At 71.3% G+C, this 25,560-nt stretch carries 25 protein-coding genes; 14 read left to right on the forward strand and 11 right to left on the reverse strand.

All coding sequences use genetic code 11. The features are described 5' to 3' along the window. The first annotated feature begins 70 nt into the window (after positions 1-70). Positions 71-1,399, forward strand: coding sequence for an aspartate--tRNA(Asn) ligase (gene aspS / locus HNR13_RS00875; RefSeq protein ID WP_343063389.1), 1,329 nt, complete (start codon positions 71-73; stop codon positions 1,397-1,399). On the opposite strand, the gene HNR13_RS00880 is transcribed toward aspS, so the two are convergent. Next, the gene (locus HNR13_RS00880) at positions 1,323-2,075 is read right to left on the reverse strand and encodes a JAB domain-containing protein (protein ID WP_179604012.1); all 753 of its coding nucleotides are present in this window, start codon (positions 2,073-2,075) and stop codon (positions 1,323-1,325) included. The two genes, aspS and HNR13_RS00880, sit on opposite strands and share 77 nt — an antisense overlap. 130 nt (positions 2,076-2,205) lie before the next feature. Here HNR13_RS00880 and HNR13_RS00885 point away from each other — a divergent pair, with 130 nt between their 5' ends. Then, positions 2,206-3,411: an acetyl-CoA C-acetyltransferase gene (locus HNR13_RS00885; RefSeq protein WP_179604013.1), complete on the forward strand. Its 1,206-nt coding sequence runs from the start codon at positions 2,206-2,208 to the stop codon at positions 3,409-3,411. A 434-nt stretch (positions 3,412-3,845) separates the two neighbouring features. On the opposite strand, the gene HNR13_RS00890 is transcribed toward HNR13_RS00885, so the two are convergent. The 3 genes from HNR13_RS00890 to HNR13_RS00900 are packed head-to-tail and all read right to left on the reverse strand — an operon-like array spanning position 3,846 to position 7,499. Beyond that, complete coding sequence (locus HNR13_RS00890) at positions 3,846-4,970, reverse strand: bifunctional 2-methylcitrate synthase/citrate synthase (RefSeq protein WP_179604014.1); 1,125 nt, start codon at positions 4,968-4,970, stop codon at positions 3,846-3,848. Positions 4,971-5,028: 58 nt separating this feature from the next. Continuing rightward, the gene (prpB, locus tag HNR13_RS00895; RefSeq protein ID WP_179604015.1) at positions 5,029-5,928 is read right to left on the reverse strand and encodes a methylisocitrate lyase; all 900 of its coding nucleotides are present in this window, start codon (positions 5,926-5,928) and stop codon (positions 5,029-5,031) included. Beyond that, a complete protein-coding gene (locus HNR13_RS00900; RefSeq protein WP_179604016.1) occupies positions 5,928-7,499 on the reverse strand; it encodes an MmgE/PrpD family protein in 1,572 nt (523 codons plus the stop codon). The genes prpB and HNR13_RS00900 overlap by 1 nt, the downstream gene beginning before the upstream one ends. A gap of 31 nt (positions 7,500-7,530) precedes the next feature. On the opposite strand from HNR13_RS00900, the gene HNR13_RS00905 reads away from it, so the two are divergent. Then, positions 7,531-8,169 carry a LysE family translocator gene (locus HNR13_RS00905; RefSeq protein ID WP_179604017.1) on the forward strand — a complete coding sequence of 213 codons (639 nt, stop codon included), beginning with the start codon at positions 7,531-7,533 and terminating at the stop codon, positions 8,167-8,169. 13 nt (positions 8,170-8,182) lie between these two features. Here HNR13_RS00905 and HNR13_RS00910 read toward each other — a convergent pair whose 3' ends face one another. Together HNR13_RS00910 and HNR13_RS00915 are read right to left on the reverse strand one after the other, a co-directional pair. Continuing rightward, positions 8,183-8,713, reverse strand: coding sequence for a YbhB/YbcL family Raf kinase inhibitor-like protein (locus HNR13_RS00910; protein ID WP_179604018.1), 531 nt, complete (start codon positions 8,711-8,713; stop codon positions 8,183-8,185). A gap of 10 nt (positions 8,714-8,723) precedes the next feature. Beyond that, positions 8,724-9,512 (reverse strand): polyprenol monophosphomannose synthase, encoded by a 789-nt coding sequence (locus tag HNR13_RS00915; RefSeq protein ID WP_218881139.1) that lies wholly within the window; start codon positions 9,510-9,512, stop codon positions 8,724-8,726. Between the two features lie 81 nt (positions 9,513-9,593). On the opposite strand from HNR13_RS00915, the gene trhO reads away from it, so the two are divergent. Continuing rightward, positions 9,594-10,481 carry an oxygen-dependent tRNA uridine(34) hydroxylase TrhO gene (gene trhO / locus HNR13_RS00920; protein ID WP_179604020.1) on the forward strand — a complete coding sequence of 296 codons (888 nt, stop codon included), beginning with the start codon at positions 9,594-9,596 and terminating at the stop codon, positions 10,479-10,481. A 99-nt stretch (positions 10,482-10,580) separates the two neighbouring features. Continuing rightward, positions 10,581-12,164 (forward strand): Na+/H+ antiporter, encoded by a 1,584-nt coding sequence (locus HNR13_RS00925; protein ID WP_246312690.1) that lies wholly within the window; start codon positions 10,581-10,583, stop codon positions 12,162-12,164. An 18-nt stretch (positions 12,165-12,182) separates the two neighbouring features. Here the strand turns inward: HNR13_RS00925 and HNR13_RS00930 are convergent, their stop codons facing one another. Next, positions 12,183-13,733, reverse strand: a complete 1,551-nt coding sequence (locus tag HNR13_RS00930; RefSeq protein ID WP_179604022.1) for an LssY C-terminal domain-containing protein — start codon at positions 13,731-13,733, stop codon at positions 12,183-12,185. A gap of 45 nt (positions 13,734-13,778) precedes the next feature. On the opposite strand from HNR13_RS00930, the gene HNR13_RS00935 reads away from it, so the two are divergent. From HNR13_RS00935 to HNR13_RS00945, 3 genes are read left to right on the forward strand one after another with little or no spacing between them, the layout of a single operon-like run. After that, positions 13,779-14,555, forward strand: a complete 777-nt coding sequence (locus HNR13_RS00935) for an isocitrate lyase/PEP mutase family protein (RefSeq protein WP_179604023.1) — start codon at positions 13,779-13,781, stop codon at positions 14,553-14,555. Between the two features lie 32 nt (positions 14,556-14,587). Next, positions 14,588-15,610, forward strand: coding sequence for an MDR family oxidoreductase (locus HNR13_RS00940; protein WP_179604024.1), 1,023 nt, complete (start codon positions 14,588-14,590; stop codon positions 15,608-15,610). Between the two features lie 26 nt (positions 15,611-15,636). Next, the gene (locus tag HNR13_RS00945; protein WP_179604025.1) at positions 15,637-16,017 is read left to right on the forward strand and encodes a DUF1304 domain-containing protein; all 381 of its coding nucleotides are present in this window, start codon (positions 15,637-15,639) and stop codon (positions 16,015-16,017) included. Between the two features lie 18 nt (positions 16,018-16,035). Here HNR13_RS00945 and HNR13_RS00950 read toward each other — a convergent pair whose 3' ends face one another. Next, entirely contained in the window at positions 16,036-17,256 is a 1,221-nt protein-coding gene (locus HNR13_RS00950; RefSeq protein ID WP_179604026.1) for an FAD-dependent oxidoreductase, read from the reverse strand. A 24-nt stretch (positions 17,257-17,280) separates the two neighbouring features. Between HNR13_RS00950 and HNR13_RS00955 the strand changes: the two genes are divergently transcribed. Next, complete coding sequence (locus HNR13_RS00955; RefSeq protein WP_179604027.1) at positions 17,281-17,670, forward strand: DUF1304 domain-containing protein; 390 nt, start codon at positions 17,281-17,283, stop codon at positions 17,668-17,670. 29 nt (positions 17,671-17,699) lie between these two features. Here the strand turns inward: HNR13_RS00955 and HNR13_RS00960 are convergent, their stop codons facing one another. Further along, the gene (locus HNR13_RS00960; RefSeq protein ID WP_179604028.1) at positions 17,700-18,086 is read right to left on the reverse strand and encodes a hypothetical protein; all 387 of its coding nucleotides are present in this window, start codon (positions 18,084-18,086) and stop codon (positions 17,700-17,702) included. Positions 18,087-18,236: 150 nt separating this feature from the next. On the opposite strand from HNR13_RS00960, the gene HNR13_RS00965 reads away from it, so the two are divergent. From HNR13_RS00965 to HNR13_RS00985, 5 genes are all read left to right on the forward strand, one after another. Further along, the gene (locus tag HNR13_RS00965) at positions 18,237-19,418 is read left to right on the forward strand and encodes an ROK family protein (RefSeq protein WP_179604029.1); all 1,182 of its coding nucleotides are present in this window, start codon (positions 18,237-18,239) and stop codon (positions 19,416-19,418) included. 148 nt (positions 19,419-19,566) lie between these two features. After that, positions 19,567-20,685 carry an ABC transporter substrate-binding protein gene (locus HNR13_RS00970; protein WP_179604030.1) on the forward strand — a complete coding sequence of 373 codons (1,119 nt, stop codon included), beginning with the start codon at positions 19,567-19,569 and terminating at the stop codon, positions 20,683-20,685. A 148-nt stretch (positions 20,686-20,833) separates the two neighbouring features. After that, the gene (locus HNR13_RS00975; RefSeq protein ID WP_179609004.1) at positions 20,834-21,670 is read left to right on the forward strand and encodes an ATP-binding cassette domain-containing protein; all 837 of its coding nucleotides are present in this window, start codon (positions 20,834-20,836) and stop codon (positions 21,668-21,670) included. Continuing rightward, entirely contained in the window at positions 21,670-22,923 is a 1,254-nt protein-coding gene (locus HNR13_RS00980) for a sugar ABC transporter permease (protein ID WP_179604031.1), read from the forward strand. Before HNR13_RS00975 ends, HNR13_RS00980 begins: the two co-directional genes overlap by 1 nt. A gap of 38 nt (positions 22,924-22,961) precedes the next feature. Continuing rightward, positions 22,962-23,198: a hypothetical protein gene (locus HNR13_RS00985; protein WP_179604032.1), complete on the forward strand. Its 237-nt coding sequence runs from the start codon at positions 22,962-22,964 to the stop codon at positions 23,196-23,198. A 16-nt stretch (positions 23,199-23,214) separates the two neighbouring features. On the opposite strand, the gene hemL is transcribed toward HNR13_RS00985, so the two are convergent. Both hemL and hemB read right to left on the reverse strand, forming a co-directional pair. Then, entirely contained in the window at positions 23,215-24,579 is a 1,365-nt protein-coding gene (gene hemL, locus HNR13_RS00990; protein WP_246312691.1) for a glutamate-1-semialdehyde 2,1-aminomutase, read from the reverse strand. Beyond that, the gene (gene hemB / locus HNR13_RS00995; RefSeq protein ID WP_179609008.1) at positions 24,576-25,547 is read right to left on the reverse strand and encodes a porphobilinogen synthase; all 972 of its coding nucleotides are present in this window, start codon (positions 25,545-25,547) and stop codon (positions 24,576-24,578) included. The genes hemL and hemB overlap by 4 nt, the downstream gene beginning before the upstream one ends. Between the last annotated feature and the right edge of the window lie 13 nt (positions 25,548-25,560).

Genomic DNA, 25,560 nt, shown 5'->3' on the forward strand with positions numbered 1-25,560 from the left:
TGAGCGTGGGAGCGCGCGACCCGCTGCCGGCCCTCTGAGGCGGTATGCGCGGGCGGTAGGCTTGTCGATCGTGACCGCACGCGTTTTGATCAAAGACCTGGCCGCCCTCCCGGACGGCCCCGTGAGCGTCGCCGGATGGGTCGAGACCGTCCGGGACCAGAAGAAGGTGCAGTTCGTCGTGCTGCGCGACGAGTCGGGCGCCGTCCAGCTGGTCAATCCGCGCACGGTCGACGAGGACGGCACCGTCGTCGCCGACGAGCCGGCCACGACCATCTCCGGCCTCTCGCAGGGCTCGTTCGTGCGGGCGACCGGTGAGCTCAAGCACGACGAGCGCGTCAAGCTCGGCGGCATCGAGATCAAGCTGAACACCCTCGAAGTCGAGACCACAGCGATCGCCGAGACGCCGATCGCCGCGGACAGCGGCATCGACAAGCGCATGGACTGGCGCTTCCTCGACCTCCGCGAGCCGAAGCACAACCTGATCTTCCGCGTGCAGACCACGCTCGAGCACGCGATGCGGCAGTACTGGGTGGACAACGGCTTCATCGAGATCCACACCCCCAAGCTGATGGCGTCGGCGTCCGAGTCGCGCGCCGAGCTCTTCGAGCTGCCCTACTTCGAGACGACCGCGTACCTCGCCCAGAGCCCGCAGATCTTCAAGCAGATGGCGCAGGCGGCCGGGTTCGGCCGGGTCTTCGAGATCGGCCCGGCGTTCCGCGCCGACCCCAGCTTCACCAGCCGGCACGCGACGGAGTTCACGAGCGTCGACACCGAGCTCAGCTGGATCGACAGCCACGAGGACGTCATGAAGGTGCACGAAGACCTCCTCGTCGCCGGCTTCACGGCCGTCAAGGAGAAGCACGGCGCCGAGATCGAGGCGCTCTTCGGCGTCGAGGTCACCGTCCCGACCACCCCGTTCCCGCGCATCCCGCTCGCCGAGGCGAAGCGCATCGTCGCGGAGCAGGGCTACGAGGTGCCCCGCGCCGACGACGACATGGACCCGGAGGGCGAGCGCCGCATCTCGGCGTACGTGAAGGAGACCTACGGGCACGAGTTCGTGTTCCTGACGGACTACGCCTCGAGCATCCGGCCCTACTACCACATGCGTCACGCCGAGGACCCGTCGCTCACCAAGAGCTACGACCTCATCTTCAACGGCGTCGAGATCTCCACGGGCGCCCAGCGCGAGCACCGCGTCGAGATCCTCGAGAAGCAGGCCGTCGACAAGGGCCTCTCGGTGGAGGAGCTCGAGGACGTCCTCGCGACGTTCCGCTACGGCATCCCCCCGCACGGCGGGTTCGGGATGGGGCTGGCGCGTGTGCTCATGCTGATGCTGCACCTCGCCAACCTGCGCGAGACGACGTATCTCTTCCGCGGCCCGACCCGGCTGACCCCGTAGCCGAGAGCGCGGTCCACTGCTCCCCGGCCACCAGGATGTGGCCGAGGAACCGGAGTCCGATCGTGGCGGCCGCCTGATCGAGCCGCCGGGTGAGCACGGTGTCGGCCACGGACGGGTCGAGCGATCCGGACGGATGGTTGTGCGCGACGGCGAACGACCGGCCGCCGCGGGTGAGGACGGCCTGGAGGATGTCGGCGGGCTGGATCGACCGCTCGTCGACACCGCCGTCGCGGACGAGCACCATCTCCAGCGGGCGTGCGGCGCGATCGGCGACGACCACGACGAAGCGCTCGCTGTCGCGGTGCAGCAGCTCGGGCCGGACGACCTCCGCGATGGCCTCGTGGTCGACCAGGCGCGTCCACGACGATGATCGCCCGGCGCGGCGCCAGATCTCGATGATGGCGACGAGCCGTCCGGCGGTCGCGGGGCCGACGCCCGGCAGGGTCTCGAGCCGGGCGAAGTCCATCGTCGCGAGCCCGGGGAACCCGCCGCAGCGGGCCAGGATGGCGCGCGCGAGGGACAGGACATTGCGGCCCATCTGGCCGGAACCGAGGACGAGGGCGAGGACTTCGTCGTCGGTGAGCGAACCGACACCGAGCCGGCGCATCCGCTCGCGCGGGCGGTCGTGACTGGGTACATGGGAAAGGGGCTCCTCTACGGTTTCCGGCTCGGACATGCGTCCACGCTAGGAACCGCACGGGGTCGTTCCCGGCGGATCGTCTCAATCTGTGGAGAACTGCCCAGAGGCCTCCGCCTGTGGATGACAATGGGTGGAGAGAATCCGCCGACGAAGGAGTCGCCCCGCAATGACCAGCCCCACCCCCGAACCCCGTCCGAACGACGTCGTCATCCTCTCGGCCGCGCGCACGCCGCTCGGCAAGGTGACCGGCGCGCTCGCGAGCCAGACCGCGGTGCAGCTCGGGACCGTCGCGCTTCGGAAGGCGATCGAGCAGTCCGGCCTGCAGGCCTCGGACATCGACACCGTGATCTTCGGTCAGGTGCTCCAGGCCGGCGCCGGCCAGAACCCGGCCCGCCAGACCGCCATCGGCGCGGGGATCGGCTGGGACGTCCCGGCGACGACGGTCAACAAGGTGTGCCTCTCCGGCCTCGCGGCCGTGATCGACGCCGCGCGGCTCATCCGCGCCGGCGAGGCGACGGTGGTCGCGGCCGGCGGGCAGGAGTCGATGACGAACGCGCCGCACATCCTGCCCGGCTCGCGGAAAGGGTGGACGTACGGCTCGCTCGAAGCGCTGGACACGGCGGCCTACGACGGGCTGACGGATGCGTTCGACAAGATCTCGATGGGCGCCTCCACCGAGAGCTACACGGAGAAGCTCGGGCTCACGCGGGAGGCGCAGGACGCGTTCGCGGCGTCGTCGCACCAGCGCGCGGGCGCGGCGGCGGCCTCCGGGGTCTTCGCCGACGAGATCGCGCCGGTCAGCATCCCGCAGCGCAAGGGCGACCCGGTGGTCGTGTCGGCGGACGAAGGCGTTCGGCCCGACTCGACCGTGGAGGTGCTCGCCAAGCTGCGGCCGAGCTTCGCCGAGGGCGGGACGCTCACCGCGGGCAATTCGTCGCCGCTGAGCGACGGTGCGGCGGCGCTCATCCTGACCTCGCGCGAGAACGCGGAGCGGCTGGGGCTGGAGTGGCTCGCGGTCGTCGGGGCCAGTGGCCAGGTCGCGGGGCCCGACAACTCGCTGCACTCGCAGCCGTCGAACGCGATCAACGCGGCGCTCAAGCGGGCCGGGTGGAGTGTGGACGACCTGGACCTGGTGGAGATCAACGAGGCGTTCGCGGCGGTGGCGCTGCAGTCGACGGCCGACCTCGACGTGGACCCGGAGAAGGTCAACATCCACGGCGGCGCGATCGCGCTCGGGCATCCCATCGGGGCGTCGGGCGCGCGGCTGGCGGGGCATGCGGCGCACGAGCTGGCGAGGCGCGGGTCCGGGCGTGCGGCCGTGGCGCTGTGCGGCGGTGGCGGGCAGGGGGATGCGCTGCTGCTGTGGCGGTGATTGCGGGATCGGGGCGCGCGAGGCCTGATACAGCAGTCGACGGAGATTCCGGGCGGGTCTCGTCCGTTGCTTGCGGGCTGGGGTCCTGTAGGTAACGGAGGAGATCGGGGGTCTCGGCAGGCCGAAACGCAGTCAACGGAGGAGATCCTGGCCCGGGATGGGTGGATCTCCTCCGTTACTTGCGCGGGAGCGTGCGGTGGCTAGCGGAGGAGATTGGGGCGCTGTGGGCCCGAAACGCAGTCAACGGAGGAGATCCGGGCCCGGGATGGGTGGATCTCCTCCGTTACCTGCGCGCCGGGGCATGCGCTGGCTAGCGGAGGAGATTGGGGCGCTGTGGGCCGAAAAGCAGTCAACGGAGGAGATCCGGGCCCGAGATGGGTGGATCTCCTCCGTTGGCTGCGGGAGGCGGGGTGGGTGCCGGCCGGGGTGCGGGGTCAGCTCAGGTGGCGCTCGGCGGGGCCGGTGTAGAGGGAGAGGGGGCGGATGAGGGAGTTGGCGGCGTACTGCTCGAAGATGTGGGCGGTCCAGCCGGTGACGCGCGCGGCGGCGAACAGCGGGGTGAAGGTCTCGGTGTCGAAGCCCATCAGGTTGTAGGCCGGGCCGGAGGGGTAGTCCAGGTTCGGCTTGATGTTCTTGCGGTCGCCCATCGCCTGCTCGAGCGCGTTGTAGAGGTCGAGCAGGTCCTGCCGGTCGTAGTGCTCCGCCAGCGTCTCCAGCGAGGCTCGCATGGTCGGGACGCGCGAGTCGCCGTTCTTGTAGACGCGGTGGCCGAAGCCCATGATCTTGCGCTTCTCGGCGAGGGCGTCGTCCAGCCACGCCTCAGCGCGGTCGGCGCTGCCGATCTCGTCGAACGCGTGCATCACGGCCTCGTTCGCGCCGCCGTGCAGCGGGCCCTTCAGGGCGCCGATGGCGCCGGTGACCGCCGAGTACACGTCCGAGAGCGTGGAGGCGATCACGCGCGCGGTGAACGTCGACGCGTTGAACGAATGCTCGGCGTACAGCACCAGCGAGACCCGGAAAGCGTCGACGACCACGTCGTCCGGGACCTCGCCGAACGTCAGCCAGAGGAAGTTCTCGGCGTAGTCGAGGTCGTCCCGCGACTCCACGATCTCCAGGCCACGGCGACGGCGCTGGATGTACGCGACGATCGTCGGGAGCTGGGCGAAGAGGTACACGGCGCGGCTGAGGTTGAGCTCGGGGTCGAGGATGCCGTTCGGCTGCTCCAGCGTCGGGTCCATCCCGCCGAGCTGGCTCACGGCCGTGCGCAGGGCGTCCATCGGGTGCGCGGAGGCGGGGATGTCGTCCAGCGCGCGGCGGGTGCGGTCGTCCATCCGGCGCAGTCCGCGCTCCAGCTTCTGGAAGTCGGCCAGTTCCTCCGGCGTCGGCAGCTCGCCGTGCCACAGCAGCCAGGCGACCTCCTCGAACGAGCACTTCGCGGCCAGCTCCTGCACCGGGTAGCCGCGGTACAGCAGCGAGTTGGTCTGGGGATTCACGGACGAGATGTTCGTGGTGTCCACCACGACGCCGGCGAGGCCCTTGTGGATCTCCGGGTCGGTCATTGTGCTGCTCCTTCGCTGCTGTGGTCTGGCTGGTGGTGGGCGCGGCTGTGAGCAGTGCTCAGCGGCGCACCTCGAAGTTGTACACCGAGGTGTCGAACGCGTTGTAGCCCTCGTAGTCAATCAGGTCGTAGAGCTCGGCGCGATGCTGCATCGAGCCGAGCATGGGCTCCAGGGTGCCCTCGGCGAGGAGCTGGTCGAGGCCGCGCTCGGCCGCTCCCATTGCCAGCCGGAGCAGGGAGACCGGCCAGATCACAATGTTCACGCCGATGTCGCGCAGCTGATCGACGGTGAACAGGTCGCTCTTGCCGAACTCGGTCATGTTGGCCAGGATCGGCACGTCCACGGCCCTGCGGACGGCCTCGAACTCCGACAGGTCGGCCATCGCCTCGGGGAAGATCGCGTCGGCGCCGGCGTCGACCAGCGCCTTGGCGCGGTCGATCGCGGCCTCCAGGCCCTCCACGGCGCGGATGTCGGTGCGCGCCATGATGAGCAGGTTCGGGTCGCGGCGGGCGTCGGCGGCGGCGCGGATGCGCTTGAGCGCGGTGTCCTCGTCCACGACCTGCTTGCCGTCGAGGTGGCCGCAGCGCTTGGGGTTCACCTGGTCCTCGATGTGGAGGCCGGCGACTCCGGCGTCCTCGAGCGTCTGCACCGTGCGGGCGACGTTCATCGGCTCGCCGAAGCCGGTGTCGGCGTCGACCAGGGTGGGGAGGTCGGTCATCCGCGCGATTTGGGCGGAGCGGCCGGCCACCTCCGTGAGCGTGGTGAGGCCGATGTCCGGGAGGCCGAGCTCGGCGGACAGCACGGCGCCGGAGATGTAGACGCCCTCGAAGCCCTTGCGCTCGACGAGGCGAGCGCTCAGCGGGTTGAAGGCGCCGGGCATCCGGACCAGCTCGCCGGAGGCCAGCCGCTTACGGAACGCGACGCGCTTCTCGTGAGCGGGGATGGAGGAGTAGAGCATCAGAACAGTCCTCTCGGCGCGGGGACGCCGGCCAGCAGGCCGGGGCGCGCAGTGATGGTGAGGCCGCCGAGCTCGGCGGCGGACAGCTCGGGGAGGCGCTCGGCCAGTGCCAGGAAGCGCTCGATCTCGGCCTCCTCCAGCACCTCGGCCGCCAGGGTGCGGAACTTGGCGACGTAGTCGGCGCGGGCGAACGGCCGGGCGCCGAGCGGGTGGGCGTCGGCGACGGCGATCTCGTCCTCGATCACGCGACCGTCGGCGAGCGTGATGACCACGCGACCGCCGAACGCCTTCTCGGCCGGGTCGATCGAGTGGTAGCGGCGGGTCCACTCCGGGTCCTCGGTCGTGGTGACCTTGGCCCAGAGCGCGACGGTGTCGGGGCGGGCGGCGCGGGACGGGAGGTAGGACTCCACGTGGTGCCAGCCGCCGTCCTGCAGCGCGACGGTGAAGATGTACGGGATGCTGTGGTCCAGCGTCTCGCGGGAAGCGGTCGGGTCGTACTTCTGCGGGTCGTTCGCGCCCGAGCCGATGACGTAGTGGGTGTGGTGCGAGGTGTGGATGACGATGCTCTCCACACGCTCGGGGTCGGCGGCCTCCGGGTGCTCCGTGTGCAGCTTGCGGGCGAGGTCGACCCAGGCCTGCGCCTGGTACTCGGCGGAGTGCTCCTTGGTGTACGAGTCGAGGATGGCGCGCTTGGCCTCCCCGGCCTCCGGGAGCGGGACGTCGTAGGACGCGGACGGGCCGTCGAGCAGCCAGGCGATCACGCCGTCCTCGCCCTCGTAGATCGGGGTCGGGCTGGTCTCGCCGCGCAGGGCCCGGTCGATCGCCTCGACGGCCATCTTGCCGGCGAAGGCGGGCGCGTGCGCCTTCCAGCTGGAGATCTCGCCCTTGCGCGACTGGCGCGTGGCGGTCGTGGTGTGGAGCGCCTGGCCGATGGCCTGGAAGATCGTCTCCCGGGGCAGGTGCAGCAACGTGCCGATGCCCGCGGCTGCCGACGGGCCGAGGTGCGCGACGTGGTCGATCTTGTGGGCGTGCAGGCTGATCGCCATGGCGAGGTCGATCTGGATCTCGTACCCGGTCGCGATGCCGCGCACCAGGTCGCGGCCGGTCAGCCCGTAGGCGCGTGCGGCGTGCTGGGCGACGGCCGTGATCGGCGGGATGTTGTCGCCCGGGTGGGAGTACTCCGCGGCGAGGAAGGTGTCGTGGTAGTCGAGCTCGCGCACGGCGACGCCGTTCGCCCAAGCGGCCCACTCCGGGCTGACCCGGAGCCGCTGCGGCTCGCCGAAGACGGTGGCGCCGTCCTGCGGGTGCTCGGTGGAGGCGGTCAGCTCCTCCAGCTGCGCGGCCGGCAACGGGTGCGCCAGGGCCTGCGAGCGCGCCGAGACGACGGGCCTGCGGGTGAGGGAGGCGGCGGCCACGGCGGCGTTGTCGATGACCCGGTTGATCACCATGTCGGTGACCTCGGGGTCGACCTCGACCGGGTCGGCGGCGACCTCCGCGATCTTCCAGGCGAGCTGGTCCTGACGGGCGAGGTTCTCGTCGCTTCTGTGCACACGGACGTTGTGGAGCTTCACGTTACGAACCTACCTCCCCTACGCTCCTGCTATGGTCCCGCCGCCCTCCCTGCTCGCGTTCGCGCTCGCGTCGATCGCGCTCATCGTCATCCCCGGCCCCAGCGTGCTCTTCGTGATCGGGCGGTCGCTGGCCCTCGGCAGGCTCGGCGGACTGCTCAGCGTGCTGGGCAACGCGCTCGGGATGCTGCCGCTGGTCGTCGCGGTCTCGCTCGGGATCGGAGCGCTCGTGGCGCAGTCGGCGGTCGCGTTCACGATCGTGAAGTTCGCCGGGGCCGCGTACCTGATGTACCTCGGGGTCCAGGCGATCCGGCACCGCAGGCACACGGCGGTCACGCACGAGGCGACCCCACCGCGGCGCTCGCACTGGCGCAGCGTCGGCGAGGGGATGCTGGTCGGGCTGACCAACCCGAAGTCGCTGGTCTTCTTCGTCGCGGTGCTGCCGCAGTTCGTCGACTACCAGGCGGGCGGGATCCCGATGCAGCTGTTCGAGCTCGGAGTGGTCTTCCTGCTGCTCGCACTGACGTTCGACAGCGTCTGGGCGCTCGCCGCGGGGACCGCCCGGGCGTGGTTCGGACGGTCCCCGAAGCGGGTCGAGCGGCTCGGCGCGACCGGCGGGGTGCTGATGATCGGGCTCGGCGGGATCCTCGCGCTGACCGGGAACAAGCACTGAGCCCGTCAGCCGTCTAGATGTCCCCTGCGGTCGCGACCGGGACGACGACGGCGCGGCCCAGCGCGTGGAAGTGCGCGTTGAAGCCCAGGATGGCGGGCGTCGACTCCGGGTCGAGGTCGAGGTGGTCGACGTCGAGCGCGTGCACGACGATGTAGTAGTGGTGCGTGCCGGTCCCGGGAGGCGGACCCGCTCCGGTGAAGCTCTTCGAGCCCAGCTCGTTGGAGAGCATGGCGGCGCCGCGCGGCAGGTTCGCGCCGCCCACCGCGCCCGCGCCGGACGGCAGCGAGGTCACCGACGCCGGGAGGTTGTAGACCGCCCAGTGCCAGAATCCCGAGCCGGTCGGGGCGTCGGGGTCGTGGATGGTGACGGCGAAGCTCTTCGTCTCGGCGGGGAACCCGCTCCAGGAGAGCTGCGGCGAGACGTCGCCGCCTCCGCCTCCCGCGCCCCACTGCGCGCGGTCGAGCGGTCGGTCGTCGGCGACGTCGTCGCTCGTGACGGTGAACTGAGGAACGGCGCCGAAGCGCTCCAGCGGATCTTTCGACATGGCGCTCACGCTACGCCCGCTGGGTGGTCTCCGTGACGGTAGCGGGGGCGGGGCGGCGGCGGAAGCGCCGCGGGAGGCCGACGATCCCCCAGCCGGTGACGCGCAGCATGGCCTCGACGACGATGTTGCCGCTCATCTTGGAGACACCGTGCTCGCGCTCCACGAAGGTGATCGGCACCTCCACGACGGTGAGGCCCGCGTCGTATGCCCGGCGCAGCATGTCGATCTGGAAGCAGTAGCCCTGGCTCTCCACGTCCTCGAAGTGGATGCGGCGCAGCGCGTCGGCGGTGAACGCGCGGTAGCCGCCGGTCACGTCCTTCGCCGGGACGCCCAGCCACAGGCGGGAGTAGGTGCTGCCGCCCTTCGAGAGCAGGCGCCGGCGCGCGGGCCAGTTGACCACGCCGCCGCCCTCGACCCAGCGGGAGCCCAGCACGAGGTCGGCCCCCTCGGCCGCGTCGCCCTGCGGGAGGCGGCGGAGGGCCGCCAGCAGCGCCGGGAGCTCCTCGGGACGGTGCGAGCCGTCGGCGTCCATCTCGACCACCGCGTCGTAACCGGCGTCGAGCGCCCAGCCCATGCCCGCCCGGTAGGCGGCGCCGAGGCCTTCCTTGCCGGCGCGGTGCAGGACCTTGACGTTGGCGTCGGTCGCGGCGAGCGCGTCCGCGATCTCGCCCGTGCCGTCCGGCGAACCGTCGTCGACCACGAGCACGTCGACCTCCGGCGCCGAGGCGCGGATGCGGCCGACCACGGGCCCGATGTTCTCCCGCTCGTTGTAAGTGGGCAGGATGACGATGGTTCGCATCCTCCTACTCTGGTCCATTCCGCTGAACGGATGGCGAACGAATCTGTCTGTTCTCGCAGTGACCGCTGTTAGCATCCCCCGGTGCCCGTCGCGAAAGTCCTCCTCTTCTACGCCTTCACCCCGCTCCCCGATCCGGAGGCGGTGCGGCTCTGGCAGCGCGACCTGTGCGAGTCGCTCGGCCTGCGTGGCCGCATCCTGCTGTCGGGCGACGGAATCAACGGGACGCTGGGCGGCGAGCTCGGCGCGCTCAAGCGGTATCTGCGCAAGACGAAGGAGTACGCGGCGTTCCGCGGCCTGGATGTGAAGTGGAGCGAGGGGTCGGGGCTCGACCAGGACGGCGGCAGCCGCGACTTCCCGCGGCTCTCCGTGCGGGTGCGCGACGAGATCGTGTCGTTCGGGGCGCCGGACGAGCTGCGGGTGGACGCGTCGGGCGTCATCGGTGGCGGCGCGCGGCTCGATCCCGAGGCGCTGCACGCCCTGCTCGACGAGCGGGACGACGTGGTGTTCTTCGACGGCCGCAACCGGTTCGAGGCGGAGATCGGGCGGTTCCGCGACGCGGTGGTCCCCGACGTGGCGACGACCCGCGAGTTCGTCGCCGAGCTGGAGAGCGGTCGGTACGACCATCTCAAGGACAAGCCCGTCGTGACGTATTGCACCGGCGGCATCCGCTGCGAGGTGCTGTCGGGATTGATGCGCTCGCGGGGATTCGAGGAGGTCTACCAGCTCGACGGCGGCGTGGTCCGCTACGGCGAGCGCTTCGGCGACGACGGCCTGTGGGAGGGGTCGCTGTACGTCTTCGACGGGCGCGGATCGGTGCGGTTCTCCGACCGTGCCGCGGTGGTCGGGCGCTGCGCGGGGTGCGGCGTCGGGACCGATCGGATGCGGAACTGCAGCGATCCCTCGTGCCGGGAGCAGCTGGTGGTGTGCGAGGCGTGCGACGTCGTGGAGTGCGCCGCGCACGCGGCGTGACCCGGCGGTAGTCCTCCACAGCTTCAGGGTTCGGCGCGTTCTCCCCCGATTCGCGGGAACCATTGCTGGCCGTTTCGCGTTGCGGCCAAGATGAACCTCATGGATCCGGTCACCACCATCGTCTGGATCGTGTCCTTCGTCGTCGTCACGGTCACGGTCACGGGCCTCTCGCGTCGCGTCAACTGGTCGGCCCCCGTCGTCCTCGTGGTCGTGGGCGCGATCGCGTCGTTCATCCCCGGGGTGCCGCAGGTCGCGGTGGACCCGGAACTCGTGCTGTTCGGGCTGCTTCCGCCGCTGCTCTTCGCCGCGGCGATCCAGACCTCCATCGTCGACGTCCGCGCCCGGCGCGACGGCATCCTGCTGCTCTCGGTCGGCCTGGTGGTGTTCACCGTCGTGGTCGTCGGCTTCACGACCTGGCTGGTCGTCCCGGCGATCACGGTCGCGGCCGCGTTCGCCTTCGGCGCCGTGGTGGCGCCGACCGACACGGTGGCGGTGACGGCGATCGCGGGCCGGGTGCACCTCCCCCGGCGGCTCGTGACCGTCCTGGAGGGTGAGAGCCTGCTCAACGACGCCACGGCCCTGGTGGCGCTGAACGCGAGCATCGCGGCGATCGTCAGCGTCGTGAACCCGTGGGCGATCGCCGGGGACTTCGTGATCGCCGTGGTGGTGGGCGTCGGGATCGGCCTGGTGGTCGGTCTGGTGCTCTCGATCATCCGCAAGCAGCTCCGCTCCCCTGTCCTGGACACCTCGCTCGGGCTCATCACCCCCTATCTGGCGTTCATCCCGTCGCAGTTCCTGCACGGGTCGGGCATCCTCTCCGTCGTCGTCGCCGGCCTCTACCTCGGGTACCGGTCGCCGACCATCCAGACGGCCGAGGCGCGCATCGCCGAGACGATCAACTGGCGCACGATCGAGTTCCTGCTGCAGAACGCCGTCTTCCTCTTCATCGGGCTGGAGCTGTCGGGCATCCTCAGCTCGGCGTTCCGCTCCGGCATCACCGTGGCGCAGACCGTCTGGATCAGCATCGCGGTGCTGCTGGCGCTGTTCCTGGCGCGGTTCCTCTGGATGGTGGGCACGACCGCGCTCTACCGGTACGGGCCGCAACGCCTCCGCGAGCGCGGCTGGACCTGGCCGACCGGCATCGCCGTGTCCTTCGCCGGGATCCGCGGCGTGGTCACCCTCGCGGCCGTGTTCCTGCTCCCCGCGGCCACGCCGCACCGGGAGTTCCTGCAGTTCCTGGCCTTCGTCGTGGTGGTCGCGACGCTCCTGGAAGGGCTCGCGCTGCCGTGGGTGATCCGCCGGCTCAAGCTGCCGCCACCGGACTTCGCGCAGGAGGCCGGCGAGATGGAGCGGCTGCTCGCCGAGGCGCAGGCGGCCGGCCTGGAGCACCTGGAGTCGCAGGTCACCGGCCAGGAGGACGAGCGGGTGATCGAACGGCTGCGGGTCAACGCGGTGTTCCTCTCCGAGGCGCTCGAGAACCCGGTCCCGGACGCCGAGGTGGCGGCTCCCCTCGAGTACCGGAGGCTGCGGCGGTCGATGATCGTGGCCGAGCGGCAGGCGGTGCTCGACGCGCGGGAGGAGGGCCGGTACCAGGAGCTGGCGGTGCGGTCGGTGCTGGCGTTCCTCGACGCCGAGGAGTCGGCGCTGAAGGCGGGAGGGTCGGAGGGCAAGAAGCTGATGTGAGGCCGCGGGGCCGCCACGTCAGCGGACGGTGGTGTCGTCGGCCGGCGCGTCCTCCGCGGCGAGCGCCGCCGCCTCCGCGCGTTCCCGGGCCACGCCCGCTCCCCCGGCCGCGCCCGCTCCGCGGCCCGCTCCGCGCCGCGACCGCGCGCGCGGGCGCCGTGCCCAGTGCCGCGCCCGCTGGGACGAGAGCGCGAGCACGACCAGGATGTCGAGCGGGAGGCCGAGGATGTTCGTGCGCAGGGTCACCTGCTCACCGCCGTTGAAGAAGTCGATCGCGGCCACCAGGATCAGCAGCGCGCTGTACGACATGGCGACGATGCGCGCCCAGTTGCTCCCGGTGAAGACGAGCAGCGAGATCGCGAAGTAGAACACCAGCCCCGCCGCGAACACGCCCATCGCGATCCCGAAGACGAGGTCCGCGCTCTGCTGCTCGGCCGCCGAGAGCGCCTTGCCGGTCCCCGACAGCAGCTCGGCCCGGATGAACGCCGGCCAGGCCAGCACGGTGGTCACCACCGTCACCACGCCCGCCACCACGCGCAGCAGCATGAGCAGGAAGCCCAGCGTCGTCGGCACCGGCCGGCGCTCGGCCCGCTCGAGCCGCCGCTGGTCGGCGTCCGCGGCGACCGCGACCGCGCGCGGCTCCACCTCCACGGCGGTGAGGTCGACCACCGGGAGGTCGCCGTCGGTCTCGATGGCGTCGCCGCCGCCGTTGCGGGCGTGGTAGCCGGACGAGAAGTCCCGGATGACCGCGACCTCGACCCCGAGGTCCGCCCGCTGGAGCGTCGAGACGATGTGGTCGCGCTCGATGTCGGTGTTGGCGTCGATCTTGTGCGTGATCTGCAGTGTGAACAGCGAGAAGCCCACCGACCGGTCGAACGTGCCGGCCGCGAGCCACTCGACCCGGTGGCCTCCCGGCAGCAGCCAGCCCTCCGGGCAGCGCCAGAACCGGACGTGGTGGCGCTTGGCGGGATTGCCCTGGACCTCCTGCTGGTACGCCATGTCCTGCTGGTGCCCGAACAGGAAGAGCGGGCTGACGGGCGCCTCGTCGTAGCTGCGGCGGAGCAGGGTGGAAGTGATGATGCGTCGGCTGGAGGCCGCGGTCACGTCGTCCGCCCGGGTCCAGCCGGCGGAGGTCATCGCCTCGTCGAGCTGCGCCTCCGAGCCCAGGAGGGCGAGGTTGATCGGGTCGCCCAGGAGGCCGTCGCTCGTCCGGGCGCGGCCGATGAAGTAGTCCGGCACGTAGATCTGGGTGAGGATGCGGTGCAGCCGCGGGAGCACGAGGTAGGCGAGCACGATCCAGAACAGGACGAAGAAGGCGAGCAGGAACCAGCCCCAGGAGAAGCTCTCCGTGAGGATGATGAACGCCAGCCAGACGGCCGCGACCCCGCCGAAGACGAAGAAGATGTTGTCGACGACGGCGTTGACCGAGACCCGGCGCCCGGTCGCGGACAGGGTCTTGGAGGGCTCGGCACTGATTCCGGAGGGCCCGCTCCCGGTCGTGGACGGCCCGGTGCCGCCTGGCGCGGGTTCCGCCCGCACCGGCCCGTCCGGCTCACCGGTCCCCGCCATGCGCTCATCCTAGAGCGGGTCGCGCGCGGGTCGTAGGGTGGCGTCATGACCTCCATCACCGAACGCGGCGCCGAGCTGCGCCGTCTCCACGACGCCCCCGAGCTGCTCCAGGTCGTCAACGTGTGGGACGCGATCAGCGCGAAGGCCGTGGCCGCCCTCCCGGAGACCCGCGCGCTGGCGACCGCGAGTCATTCGATCGCGGCGACGCTCGGCTACGAGGACGGCGAGAACATCCCGCTCGACCTGATGCTCGACATGGTCGGCCGCATCGTCGCGGCCACCGATCTCCCGGTGAGCGCCGACCTCGAAGGCGGCTACGGCGACCCGGGCGAGACGATCCGCCGGGCGATCGGCGTCGGCGCGGTCGGAGCCAACCTGGAGGACCAGGTGCGTCCGTTCGAGGAGGCCGTCGCGCACGTGCGTGCCGCGGTCGCCGCCGCGGACAAGGAGGGCGTGCCGTTCGCCCTCAACGCGCGCACCGACGTCTGGCTCAGGAACGCCCTCCCGACCGCCGCCGAGAAGACCGCGGAGGCGGTGCGCCGCGGCCGGGCGTTCCTCGACGAGGGTGCGACCTGCGTTTTCGTCCCCGGCCGCCTCGACGAGGAGACCGTGCGGGAGCTCGTCGCCGGGCTCGGCGTCCGGAAGCTGAGCGTGATCGCGGTGCCGGGGTCGCTGCCGCCCGCGCGGCTGCACGAGCTGGGCGTCGCCCGGGTCTCCTACGGCCCGTGGACGCAGCGCGTCGCGCTCGCCGCCCTGCAGCGCACCGCCTCGGAGCTCTACGCCGGCGGCGAGCTGCCCGCCGACGTCCCCGTCCTGAACTGACCGCACCCTCCCGCCGCGACCGAAGGAGAACCATGGGCGACTTCCGCGCCATCGTCATCGAGCAGGAGAAGGAGGGGTCCCGGATCCTGGCCCACACCGCCGAGGTCCGGCGCGTGACCGACGACTTCCTCATGCCGGGCGACGTGACGATCGCCGTCGAGTTCTCCGACCTCAACTACAAGGATGGGCTGGCCATCGCGGGCCGGCCGGGGGTGGCGCGGGTGTCGCCGCTCATCCCCGGGATCGACCTCGTCGGGGTCGTGGAGTCGTCGGAGGATCCGCGCTGGCGCCCGGGCGACCGGGTCGTGCTCAACGGCGACGGCATCGGCGAGAGCCACCATGGCGGCCTGGCCGAGCGCGCCCGCGTGCGCGGCGACGCACTCGTCCGGGTACCGGGCACGCTGACGTCCGGGCAGGCCGCCGCGATCGGGACGGCCGGATTCACGGCGATGCTGGCCGTGCTCGCGCTGGAGCGCAACGGCGTCGACCCGGAGGCCGTGCACGCCGCGGGGTCGAGCGTGCTGGTGACCGGCGCCGGCGGCGGCGTGGGATCCGTCGCCATCGCGCTGCTGGCAAAACTCGGCTACCCGGTTACGGCCTCGACCGGCCGGCCCGAGCAGCTGGCGGGCTACCTCACCGACCTCGGCACCACCGCCGTCATCGACCGGGCCGAGCTCTCCGACGAGGGACGGCCGCTGCAGAGCCAGCGCTGGGCCGGGGCCGTCGACTCCGTCGGAAGCCACACCCTCGCCAACGTCCTCGCCCAGACGAACTACGGCGGGACGGTCGCGGCCTGCGGGCTCGCCCAGGGTCCCGACCTGCCTGCGACGGTGCTGCCGTTCATCCTGCGGGCGGTCAGCCTGGTGGGGATCAACTCCGTGGAGGCGCCCGCCGCCCTCCGCGACACGGCCTGGCGCCGGCTCGCCACCGACCTGGACGAGGAGGCGCTCGCCGCGATGACCCGGTTCATCCCGCTCGCCGAGGCGATCCCGGCCGCCGACGACATCCTGGCGGGCCGGCTCCGGGGGCGCACCGTCGTCGACGTCCGGGCGTGAGCCGCCCGCTGCCGTAGGCTGACCGCATGATCGTCCTCGCGACCGTCGTCGTCACGCTGGCAGCTGCGCTCCACGTCGGGATCTTCGTCATGGAGAGCGTCGCCTGGGCGCGGCCCGCCGTCTGGCGGCGCTTCGGCGTCGCCGACCAGGCGTCGGCCGACACCACCCGCCCGCTCGCCTACAACCAGGGCTTCTACAACCTGTTCCTGGCCATCGGCGCCGTCATCGGGCTGATCCTCTTCGGTGTCGGCCTGCACGCGGCCGGCCTCGCGCTCATCTACTTCACGATGGCGAGCATGCTCGCGGCGTCCGTCGTGCTCGTGACGAGCGGGCGCGGTTATGTGCGCCCTGCGCTCATCCAGGGCACCCTGCCGCTGATCGGCATCGTGCTCATGCTGTTCTCGTAGCGGACGCCTCCGGGGCGGTCAGCGCAGCTCGGGCGCGACCGACTCCGGGCGCAGGCCGCGCCCGATCAGCCGGGCGGTGAGCCGCTGCGCGACCGGCGTCGCCGCGGCGATCGCCAGCCGCAGCGCCGGCGACGGCGAGCGCGACAGCAGCGGCCCGGCGCCCGGGCGGCTGATCCCGCGGTGCGCGGCCAGCTGGATGCGCTGCATCCACTCGACCGGGGGCAGCCTCCTGCGCTGCACCGCGTCGAGGAGGCGCAGGTCGACGGGCCCGTCGCGGAGGGGCGCCGCCAGCGCGTTCGCCGCGGCGACCGCGTCCTGCACGGCGTAGTTGACGCCGACGCCGAAGGCCGGGGACATCGCGTGCGCCGCGTCGCCGATCGCGAGGAAGCCGTGCCGGTACCAGCGCGGAAGGCGGTCGATCTGCACGCTCAGCAGCGTGAGCGGCTCCCAGTCGGTGATCGTCTCCAGCGGCCCGCGCAGGAACGGCGCCGCGCCCGCCACCGCGGACCGGAAGGCCGGCAGACCCGCCGCACGCAGCTGATCGATGCCGCCCTTGGCGATGACCAGCCCGGTCTGGAAGTAGTCGCCGCGGTCGATCGTGATCACCATGGCGCCGTCGCCGAGGTACGCGAGCGTCGAAGGGTGCGTCTCTGCGGGTTTCGGCAGCCGGAACCAGATGACGTCGATCGGCACGCCGAAGCGGCGCGGCCGGAGCCCCGCGGTGGCCCGCAGCGCGGAGTCGCGCCCGTCCGCGGCCACGGTCAGGTCGGCCTCCACGCGCACGGGGCCGTCCGGGCCCTCGGCCACCAGCCCGCGGACGGTGTCGCCGTCGCGGATCAGCCCGGTCGCGGCGGTGCTCATCAGCAGCCGGAAGTTCGGGTGCCGCTCGGCCTCCCCGGCCAGGAAGGTCAGGAAGTCCCACTGCGGCGCGAGCACTAGGAAGTCGTCGGGAGGCGGCAGCCTGCGGAAGTCGATCGGATGCAGCCGGGTGCCGTCGACCACCGCGTCGAGCGTTCGGATGCTGGTGTGCGGGAGGCCGAGGAACGCGTCGCGCAGCCCGAGCTCCCCCAGCACGCCGACGGTGGACGGATGGATGGTGTCGCCGCGGAAGTCGCGGAAGAAGTCGGCGTGCTTCTCGAGCACGACCACGTCGAGCCCGGCGCGGGCGAGGATCAGTCCGAGCATCATCCCCGCGGGCCCACCCCCGGAGACGGCGCAGGACGCCTGCAGCGATTCCATCACCAGGCAGCGTAGTCTCCCCCCATGGCGATCCTCGGCTCCGTCCTCATCGCGCTCGCGGCGGTGGTGCACCTCGGGTTCTTCGCGATGGAGAGCATGCTGTGGTCATCGCCGACCGTCTGGCGCCGGTTCGGGCTGACGAGCCAGCGGGACGCGGACGTGGTGCGGCCGATGGCCTACAACCAGGGCTTCTACAACCTCTTCCTGGCCGGCGGCGCCGCGGTGGGCTTGGTGCTGTACTGGACGACCCTGCGGCACGTCGGCTTCGGCCTGATGTTCTTCACCGGGGCGTCCATGGTCCTGGCCGCGATCGTGCTGCTGACGACCGGCCGGCGCTACTGGGGCGCGTCGCTGCTGCAGGGGCTTCCGCCGCTGCTCGGGCTGGTGCTGTTCTCGGTCGCGCACGCGGGGTGACGCGCGGGGCCGGCCGCGCCGGCAGCGGATCAGTCGATGATCTCTCCGTCCGCGGGGATCTCGCGGACGTCGACGCGCAGCGCCTCGACCAGCTTGGCGGCGTGCGGGGTCGAGACGATCACGCGCGAGAACTCCTCGCCATCCAGGTCGACGACCACCGCGGCGCGCTGCTTGCCCTTGATGAGCAGGAAGTCCTTGCCGCCGTGGAACTTCCACGTCCCGACCGAGAGCGTGAGCGGGACCACGGAGCCCGGGGCGCGGATGCCGCGGATCCAGATCCACGGATCCTCGGTGATCGCGACCGAGCGGATGCTCTCCCGCGGGATCACGAGGTCCTCCCGACGCACGGAGAGCACCTTCTCGGCCCGGGTGAGGTGGATCTCCAGGCGGTCGGGGTGAACGTGCAGGTCGGCCATAGCTCTATCCTGCCCGCCGCCCGGGGCCGAAGGGTGTCGTGAATCTCACAAACCCGTAACCGTTGACTTGGAGAGCCGCCGCGCGGGAGCGCCGGGCGGTGGCAGGACTCTCATGATCCGCATGCTCGGACGGCATGTATCCTTCTCGTCGTGGCAACGCAGCGGCGAACTCCGGGCTCGCAGACTTCACTTCGTGAAGCCAACCGGGCTCGGATCGTCGACGCCATCAAGAAGCACGGGGGCCTGACGCAGGTCGAACTGGCCGGCGCGACGGGGCTCTCCCCCGCCACCGTCTCCAACATCGTCAAGGAGCTCTCCACCTCCGGCGTCCTGCATACGGCGCAGAGCATCCGCTCCGGCCGGCGCGCCCAGCACGTCACGCTCGCGCACGCGCTCGGGCTCGTCGTCGGCGTCCACTTCTCCACGCGGCACCTGCGCGTGGCGCTCGCCGACGTCGCGAACACGGTCGTCGCCGAGAACCACATGCCGCTCGCCAAGGACCACCGCGCGGACAACGAGCTCGACAAGGTGTCCATGCTGCTGACGGACATGCTCGACTCGGTCGACGCCTCCCGCGACGAGGTGCTGGCGGTCGGGCTGGCGGTCCCCGCCCCGCTCGACCGCGCGACCGGCACGATCGCGCGCAGCGGCATCATGCGCGGCTGGGACGGCGTGGTCATCGCGGAGGCGCTGGAACGCCGGGTGAAGCGCCCGGTGTTCATCGACAACGCCGCCAACCTCACCGCCCTGGCGGAGTCCCGGCTCGGAGCGGGCCGCGGCAAGCGGACCACGATCACGCTCGACGTCGGCGACGGGATCGGCGCCGGCCTGCTGCTGAACGGCCAGCTCTTCCGGGGCAACAACGGCGTCGCCGGCGAGTTCGGCCACACCACGATCCGGGAGAACGGGCCGCTCTGCCGCTGCGGCAACCGCGGCTGCCTGGAGGCGATCGCGGGAGGCCCTGCCATCCTCGACGAGCTCCGCGACCACCTCGGCAGCCTCAAGCTCGGCGACGTGGTGCTGCAGGCGATGGCGGGCGACGCCCGCTGCATCCGGGCGATCGCCGACGCCGGCCGGCACATCGGGATCGCGACCGCCAACCTGTGCAACCTGCTCGACCCGGAGCGGGTCGTCGTCGGCGGCGAGCTCGCCCGCGCAGGCGAGCTGCTGCTCGGCCCGATGCGGCATGCCGTCGAGCGCTCGATCATCGTGAACGAGGACCTCATGCCGGACATCGTCCAGGGTCAGCTCGGGGTGCGCGCGGCCACGCTCGGAGCCGTGGCGCACGCGGTCGACAGCATCTCCATCACGAGCGTGGGCGTCGCGGTCTGAGACCGCGCAGCCGCCGTGTCCCCCGTTGACCCCCGTCCGTGACGAACCGTTATCGAAAGCTTGGATTCAAGTATTGACGCCAAGCGCCGGCCCCTGACACACTCAACCCAGCCGCCAACGTCGGCGGCCTCGAATCGGAGGTTTTTCAATGAAGATCGCCACCAAGAGAGCGGTCATAGCGTCCGCCGCGATCCTGGCCACAGCCCTCACCCTCACAGCCTGTTCCAACGGTTCCGGCAACACGTCGACGAACAACGCGTCGGGCGCCGCGAACGCCAAGATCGGTCTCCTCCTCCCCGACTCGGTCACCGCCCGCTACGAAGCGGCCGACAAGCCCTACTTCGAGGCGAAGGTCAAGGAGCTCTGCTCCGGCTGCACCGTCCTGTACGCGAACGCGGACGGCGACGCCAGCAAGCAGCAGCAGCAGGCCGAGTCCATGCTGACCCAGGGCGTCAAGGTGCTCGTCCTCGACCCGTTCGACGGTGAGGCCGCCGCGTCGATCGTCGGCGAGGCGAAGGCCAAGAACATCCCGGTCATCTCCTACGACCGCCTGATCAACAGCCCCGACCTGAACTACTACATCTCGTTCGACAACGAGAAGGTCGGCCAGCTGCAGGCCACCGCCCTCGTCGACAAGCTGAAGAAGGACGGCGTGCCCTCCGGCAGCGGCATCCTGATGGTCAACGGCTCGCCGACGGACAACAACGCCACTCTCTTCAAGAAGGGCGCGCACAGCGTGATCGACTCGAGCGGCTTCAAGGTGCTCGCCGAGTACGACACACCAGGATGGGACCCCGCCAAGGCCCAGGACTGGGTGTCCGGTCAGGTCTCGCAGTTCAAGAGCCAGATCAAGGGCGTCTACGCGGCGAACGACGGCACCGGCGGTGGCGCGATCGCGGCCATGAAGGCGGCCAACCTGAGCCCGCTGCCCCCGACGACCGGTCAGGACGCTGAGCTCGCGGGCATCCAGCGGATCCTCGCCGGCGACCAGTACATGACCGTCTACAAGGCGCTGAAGCCGGAGGCCGAGCAGGCGGCGACCCTCGCCATCGCTCTGACCAAGGGCCAGAAGCCGTCCGAGCAGACCGTCCAGGTCTCCACCGCGGGCGGCGCGAAGATCGCGTCCATCCTGCTGACCCCGGTCGCGGTGACCACGGACAACATCGAGTCCACGGTCGTGAAGGACCAGTTCTACGGTCCCGACTCCGCGGCGAAGATCTGCACCCCGGACTACAAGGCGGCGTGCGACAAGTACGGCATCAAGTAGTCCTCAGAACCACCAGGGGCCACCCGGCCCGAGGGTGCGGAATCCCGCATCCCCGGGCCGGGTGGTTCCGCCATACAGTTAGCCAAGACAGCACCATCCAGCACCACGCGACAGCATCGCGTCAGGCCCGAAGGAGAACGCCGTGACGATGGAATCCGCGGTCACCGACCAGGAGCGGTCCAGCCGAGAGCCCGTCCTCTCGCTGCGGGGGATCTCGAAAGGATTCGGCGCCGTGCAGGCGCTCACCGACATCCACCTCGACGTCTACCCGGGGGAGGTCGTCGCCCTCGTCGGCGACAACGGAGCCGGGAAGTCCACCCTGGTCAAGATCCTCGCGGGGGTTCACCCGCAGGACTCCGGGACGATCACCTTCGACGGCCAGGACGTCAACATCCCGTCGCCCGCGGCGTCGCGCGGGCTGGGCATCGCCACGGTGTTCCAGGACCTCGCGCTCTGCGACAACCTGGACGTCGTCTCCAATCTCTTCCTCGGCCGGGAGATCACCCGAGGAACGCTCGACGAGGAGGAGATGGAGAAGCGGTCGTGGAGCCTGCTTCGGCAGCTCTCGGCGCGGATCCCGTCGGTCCGCATCGCGGTCGCGTCGCTCTCGGGCGGGCAGCGGCAGACGGTCGCCATCGCCCGCTCGCTGATCGGCGACCCGCGCATCGTCATCCTGGACGAGCCGACCGCCGCGCTCGGCGTCGCCCAGACCGCCGAGGTGCTGAACCTCATCGAGCGGCTGCGCGAACGCGGGCTCGGGGTCATCCTGATCAGCCACAACATGGCGGACGTCCAGGCGGTCGCCGACCGGGTCGCGGTCCTGCGGCTCGGCCGCAACAACGGGGACTTCCGGGTCCCCGACGTCAGCTACGAAGAGATCATCTCGGCGATCACCGGCGCCACCGACAACGTCGTCGCGCAACGGGCCGAACGCATCGAGGAGCGCGTCGAGCGCATCGAGAACAGCGAAGGGAAGCAGGCCTGATGACCAAGGCACCAGAGACCCCGGCCCAGGTCGCGGCCGACCTCCAGGACGAGCGCCTCATCCGCGAACAGGGGCTGGGCGGCGCGGTCCGCGCGTTCGGCCGCCGCGTGCGCGGCGGCGACCTGGGCTCGCTGCCCGTCGTCGTCGGGCTCATCGTGATCTGGGTGGTCTTCCAGATCCTCAACCCGAACTTCCTCAGCGCCAACAACCTGGTCAACCTGACCCTGCAGTGCGCGGCGATCGGCACGATCTCGATCGGCATCGTCCTGGTGCTGCTGCTCGGCCAGATCGACCTGTCGGTCGGCTCGGTGAGCGGTGTCGCCGCGGCGATCCTCGGCGTCGGCTTCACGCAGCTGCACTGGCCGCTGGCGCTCACGGTGATCGTCGCCATCCTCGCCGGCTCGCTGATCGGCTTCCTCTACGGCCAGCTGTTCACCCGGTTCGGCGTGCCGAGCTTCGTGATCACCCTGGCCGGTCTGCTCGGCTTCCTGGGCGTCCAGCTCTGGATCCTCGGGCCGAACAGCTCGATCAACATCCCCTACGACTCGTGGATCGTGAACTTCGCGCAGCAGACGTTCCTGCCGCCGTGGGCGGCGTACGCGCTGGCAGCGATCGCCGCGCTCTCGATGTTCTGGTCGGACTGGCGGCGCAACGTCCGCCGGCGCAACGCCGGTCTCTCCGAGGGCTCGATGGCCGTGGTCCTCATCAAGTCCGGACTGCTCCTGATCGGGCTCTGCATCGCCGTCTGGTACCTCTCGACCGACCGCGGCACCGGCGCGATGTTCCTGTTCTTCGTGATCCTCGTCGTCATCATGAACTTCTTCCTCACCCGGACGAAGTGGGGCCGCTCGGTGTTCGCCGTCGGCGGCTCGGTGGAGGCGGCCCGCCGCGCCGGCATCAAGGTGAACCGCATCTTCATCAGCGTGTTCGTGCTCTGCTCCACCTTCGCGGCGATCGGCGGCCTGCTCGCCGCGGCCCGCCTGGCGTCGGTGAGCGCGGGCTCCGGTGGGACGGACACCAACCTGAACGCGATCGCCGCCGCGGTCATCGGCGGCACGAGCCTCTTCGGCGGCCGCGGATCGGCGTGGTCGGCCCTGCTCGGCATTCTCGTCATCCAGTCGATCTCGAACGGCCTGACGCTGCTCAACCTCGACTCGTCGTACCGCTTCATGATCACCGGAGCGGTCCTGCTGCTCGCGGTCATCATCGACTCGCTGTCCCGCCGCTCGCGCGAATCGCACGGGCAAGCATAGGCGGACGGCGCCCCGGGCGGGTGTGAGAAGGTGGACCGGTGACCCGAACCACCACCTTCCACGCCCGCCTTCTCCGTTCGGGCGTCGACCCGCAGACGGTGACGGTGCGGGCGTCCTCGGACGTCCCGCCGCGCACGCTGCGGCGCGCGGCCGGCGGCGGCGGGACGCTCAACTTCGACGTCTACGCGCTGCTCGACGCGGACGGCTGGCCAGCGTCCGCCACCTACACGTATGTCGAGTCGCTGTCGCGCGAGCCCTCCGCCGCCGACGAGTGAGTCGAGGGGCGGAGGATCAGGCCGGGGTGGCCTGCTCCGCCGCGCGGGCGGCGGCCGGGAGGGCCTCCAGGATGCGCGCGACCGCCGCGTCGTCGTGGGCGGCCGTGACGAACCACGCCTCGAACACGCTCGGCGGGAGCGAGACGCCCGCGTCGAGCATGGCGTGGAAGAACGGCCGGTAGCGGAACGCCTCCTGCGACTGCACCTCGGCGTACGTGCGCGGCGCCGCCGCGAAGTCGCCGAAGACGAAGCTGAACAGGTTGCCCGCGCGCTGCACGCGATGGGCGACGCCTTCCGCGGCGAGAGCGTCGGAGACGGCGCTCGACAGGGTGTCGGCCACCACGTCGAGGCGGTCGTAGACCGCCTCGTCGGCGTTCGCCAGCGTGGCGAGGCCCGCGGCCACGGCGACCGGGTTCCCGGAGAGGGTTCCGGCCTGGTAGACCGGGCCGGTCGGCGCCAGGAAGTCCATCAGCTCCGCGCGTCCGCCGACGGCCGCCAGCGGCATCCCGCCGCCGATGACCTTGCCGAAGGTGACCAGGTCGGGCGTGTAGCCGCGGTCCAGTCCCCAGAATCCCGCGTCGCTCACCCGGAAGCCGGTGAGCACCTCGTCGAGGATGAGCAGCGCGCCGTACTCGTGGGCCAGGTCGGTCAGGGCCGCGTTGAAGCCCTCGTCCGGCGCGACGACGCCCATGTTCGCGGCGGCGGCCTCCGTGATGACGGCTGCGATGTCGGGGCCGTTCGCCTCGAAGGCGGCGCGGACGGCGTCCAGGTCGTTGTACGGGAGGACCAGCGTCTGCGCGGCCGTGGCCTCGGTGACGCCCGCGGAGCCCGGGAGCGACAGCGTCGCCAGGCCCGACCCCGCCTCGGCGAGGAGGCTGTCGGAGTGGCCGTGGTAGTGGCCGGCGAACTTGATCAGCAGCGGGCGGCCGGTGAAGCCGCGCGCCAGGCGGATCGCGGTCATGGTGGCCTCGGTGCCCGTGGAGACCAGCCGCAGCTTGTCGATGAACGGGACGCGGCCGAGCACGGCCTCCGCCAGCTCGGTCTCCGCCGGCGTGGAGGCGCCGAACGAGAGCCCGCGCGCGGCGGCCGCCTGCACGGCGTCGATCACGGCGGGATGCGCGTGGCCGAGGATCGCCGGACCCCAGGACGCGACCAGGTCGACGTACTCGCGGCCCTGCGCGTCCACGATGTACGGGCCGTGCGCCGACACCATGAAGCGCGGGGTGCCGCCGACCGAGCGGAAGGCGCGGACCGGGGAGTTCACGCCGCCGGGGATCACGCGCTGGGCGCGCTCGAACTGGGCGAGGTTGATGTCGCCGAGCGCGGCGTCGTCGGCCAGCGCCTGGAGGTCGAGGGAGTCGGTGTGGTGGAAGTCGTTCATCGCAGCCATCCTGCGACCTCGGTCGCCCAGTAGGTGAGCACGGCGTCGGCGCCGGCACGCCGCACGCCGATCAGGGTCTCCTCGATCACGCGCTCGCGGTCGATCCAGCCGTTCGCGGCGGCGGCCTCCACCATCGCGTACTCGCCGGAGACCTGGTAGGCCCAGACCGGCACGTCGCTGATGGACGCCACGTCGCTGAGGACGTCGAGGTAGCTGAGCGCCGGCTTCACCATGAGGATGTCGGCGCCCTCTGCGAGGTCGAGCTGCGCCTCGCGCAGGCCCTCGCGGCGGTTGGCCGGGTCCTGCTGGTAGGCGCGGCGGTCGCCGGAGAGCTGCGAGTCCACAGCCTCCCGGAACGGGCCGTAGAAGCCGGAGGCGTACTTGGCGGAGTAGGCGAGGATGACGACATCGGTGCGGCCGGCGGCGTCGAGCGCGTCGCGCACCGCGGCGACCTGGCCGTCCATCATCCCGCTGAGACCGAGCAGCTGGGAGCCGGCCTCGGCCTGGGCGATCGCCATGTCGCGGTAGCGGATCAGCGTGGCGTCGTTGTCGACGTGGCCCTGGGCGTCGAGGACCCCGCAGTGCCCGTGGTCGGTGAACTCGTCCAGGCACAGGTCGGTCTGCACGACGAGGGCGTCGCCCACCTCCGCGGCCACGGCTCGCGTGGCGACGTTCAGGATGCCGTCCGGGTCGGTCGCGGCGCTGCCGACCGCGTCGCGGGTCTCCGGGACGCCGAAGAGCATGACGCCGCCGACGCCGGCCTCGGCGGCCTCCGCCGCCGCGCGCTTCAGGGAGTCGAGGCTGTGCTGCATGACGCCCGGCATGGAACCGAGCGGGCGCGGCTCGGAGGCGCCTTCCCGCACGAACAGCGGGAGGATCAGCTCGGCCGGATGAAGACGGGTCTCGGCCGTCAGACGGCGCAGGGCAGGTGACTGCCGGAGGCGCCGGGGCCGTACGACGGGATGCAACTCACTCACTCTC

It is taken from the genome of Leifsonia shinshuensis (assembly GCF_013410375.1).
In the GTDB taxonomy this organism is placed as follows: domain Bacteria; phylum Actinomycetota; class Actinomycetes; order Actinomycetales; family Microbacteriaceae; genus Leifsonia; species Leifsonia shinshuensis.